Origin of the sequence: Thermogutta sp. (assembly GCF_014359955.1) — a bacterium.
GTDB lineage: Bacteria > Planctomycetota > Planctomycetia > Pirellulales > Thermoguttaceae > Thermogutta.
Map to the genome: position 1 here is coordinate 1 of NZ_JACIYL010000735.1, position 2,218 is coordinate 2,218.

Below are 2,218 nucleotides of genomic sequence, written 5' to 3' on the forward strand. Positions count from 1 at the left end.
CCTTGGGAAACTTCGCCCTAGCAGACTCGACAAGGCGCCCCACAAATTTTTCCGTCGCATCCGAGTTGCCCACGAATTTGGCCCCCACAAGCGTGAGTTGATCCGGCTTGGCCACGAGGGTGACAGCACCCTCATAACGACCGTGGTGAACCCAGTCGTTGGCAAGCTCAAGCCACTCCTCAAAAAGTTCTCGAACCAGATTGGCGTCCTCCGCTTTGTGAATCCGTCTTTCGATCACTCGTTCCACCTCGGTGCGCAGCGCCTGCCCGACTTTTTCTAGTTCCTCTTCAGGTGGGGTTGGGAAAGTGTACACCCACCCAGCGGAAAACGCCGCGTCCGGCCAGTGCCGCAGCGCCACGAGAGGACTCGTCACGTTTTGCTGCTCAGCAAAATACCGGGCAAGATTGGTGTTGGGAATGGCGACGCAGCGGCAAACGCATCGCACCTTCTGGCTTTCCCGATCCACCTGCCAGCCAATCACCAGTTCCTGAGTCTGCGCCGTCGCCGCCGAGGCGACCGAAAGGATCTGGGGGACAAGCGTCGCCGCCAGCGGATGTCGCTGCTCCTCACGGCGGGCCCTCTCCTTGACCTTTTCCACCCAGGCACCCAACCGTGGCCCGAAAGTGGCTAAAACCTGGGGAATATTAACCCGCACTCCCACATCCCACTGGGGATCAAAGCCTTCCAGCCACGGTTCGGGCGAAGGAGGTACGCGAGACACGGCTGCTTGCTTCTCACTCACAAAAACCCAGCCCGCTCCGACATTGGCGTAAAGGTCTTTACCCAAAAACGTGAATTTGACGACGCCGTCTCCCATTTCCTGCACATCGCCGATCCAGGGGCCGACCGCTTCGTGGAGTGCATGCACATCGGTTGTGGGCACGGCCGCTACCCACACCACGCGATCTCCCCCCGCCGACACAGCAGCCAAACCAAGGGGCCGGGAATCATCCAAACCGTTTTTGGTGAGCGTCTCTACCCGTTCCAAAAGCCAGGCCATGGCCCGGGTGGCGGCATCCTGCTCGGCCCCCAGGACTTCCTGAACAGCTTTCATATCCGCCTGGCATTCCCGCAGCGGGGCAATCCGAACCACTACCAGCGGTTCCGCTGCCTGAGCGACCTGCGCTATCAAAAGCAATCCGCTCAGCCCCCACGCAAACTTCCACAGACTCCAATCTCGCAGCAACCTCATGGCAACCTCCACGAACAAATAACCGACATTTGGACCGCCCATCACGAGTCCCGGCACGCAACGTCCAGGACCCCGGGCCCGGCATCTCATATACACGTACTCTAAAGCCTCTCACGGCGTCCGTTGGGCCTCGCCGGTCCGAATTTGCGCCACCAGATTGAGAGGCAACTGGTTTTTGACCATTTCACTTGCGATCAGAAGATCCCGATCCAGTCCGGCCCACCGACCGGATTCGAGCTGTGTCAATTGATGTTGCAACTGCTGAACTGTTCGATCCGGTGTACTCACAATGACGGCCAGCGATCGATCCGGAGAAAGCTCCGTTTCTCTCGCCATGCTGGGATCCACCCCGCCGGACAGATTTTCCGGTTGCCCGTTCACACCATTCGCCACTTCTTCTGAATTGGGCCGAGCACCGAAGCGCAACCCGCCATGCCTGACGGACGTTACCGTCAAAACCGCCAGGAGTACCGCGACTGCAGCCCCGGTCCACGCCAGCATCACATGCCATCGTTGCCGTGAATAAAAAGACTGAGCCGCTCGACTTTCATCGACCACCCCACTCTGCATGACTTGCCGGAGAATTCTTCGATGGAGGTCCTCAGAAAACTCCGGTCGCTCGGCTTGAGCGGCCGCTCTCAGAAGACCACCCAACCATTCCTCACTGCGATGATTGCGACGTTGATCTTCTCTCATGGTACACCGATTGCCATCGATGGGTTACAGCACCCGCCGGTTGCCAATCTGAGGACGGGGATGCTTTTCTGTTCCCGCCTCAAACACAGCCGTAAATTCCTGCAGATGGGGAACCAAAACCTTTCTCGCTCGGCAAAGGATCGTCTTCACTGCCCCCTCCGACTTTCGAACAATGGCCCCGATGTCACGAGCGCTCATCTGTTCCACGTAAAACAGCCACACCACCGTAAACTGAAGCGGTGTCAGCACACTCTGGACTCGGTCCCACAAACGATCGCGCTGTTCCTCGCTTTCCATCCCCGCCCCCTGACGTGCCTGCACAACCGCAGG

At 58.8% G+C, this 2,218-nt stretch carries 3 protein-coding genes; all 3 read right to left on the reverse strand.

Annotation, left to right across the window (positions count from 1 at the left end):
- Positions 1-1,192: hypothetical protein (locus H5U08_RS16440; RefSeq protein ID WP_297035529.1), on the reverse strand; the 1,192-nt coding region annotated here is incomplete at its 3' end.
- Between the two features lie 111 nt (positions 1,193-1,303).
- On the reverse strand, positions 1,304-1,888 hold the full coding sequence (locus H5U08_RS16445; protein WP_297035533.1) for a hypothetical protein: 585 nt from the start codon (positions 1,886-1,888) through the stop codon (positions 1,304-1,306).
- Between the two features lie 24 nt (positions 1,889-1,912).
- A partial coding sequence (locus H5U08_RS16450; protein WP_297035536.1) for a sigma factor-like helix-turn-helix DNA-binding protein occupies positions 1,913-2,218 on the reverse strand: 306 nt, incomplete at its 5' end.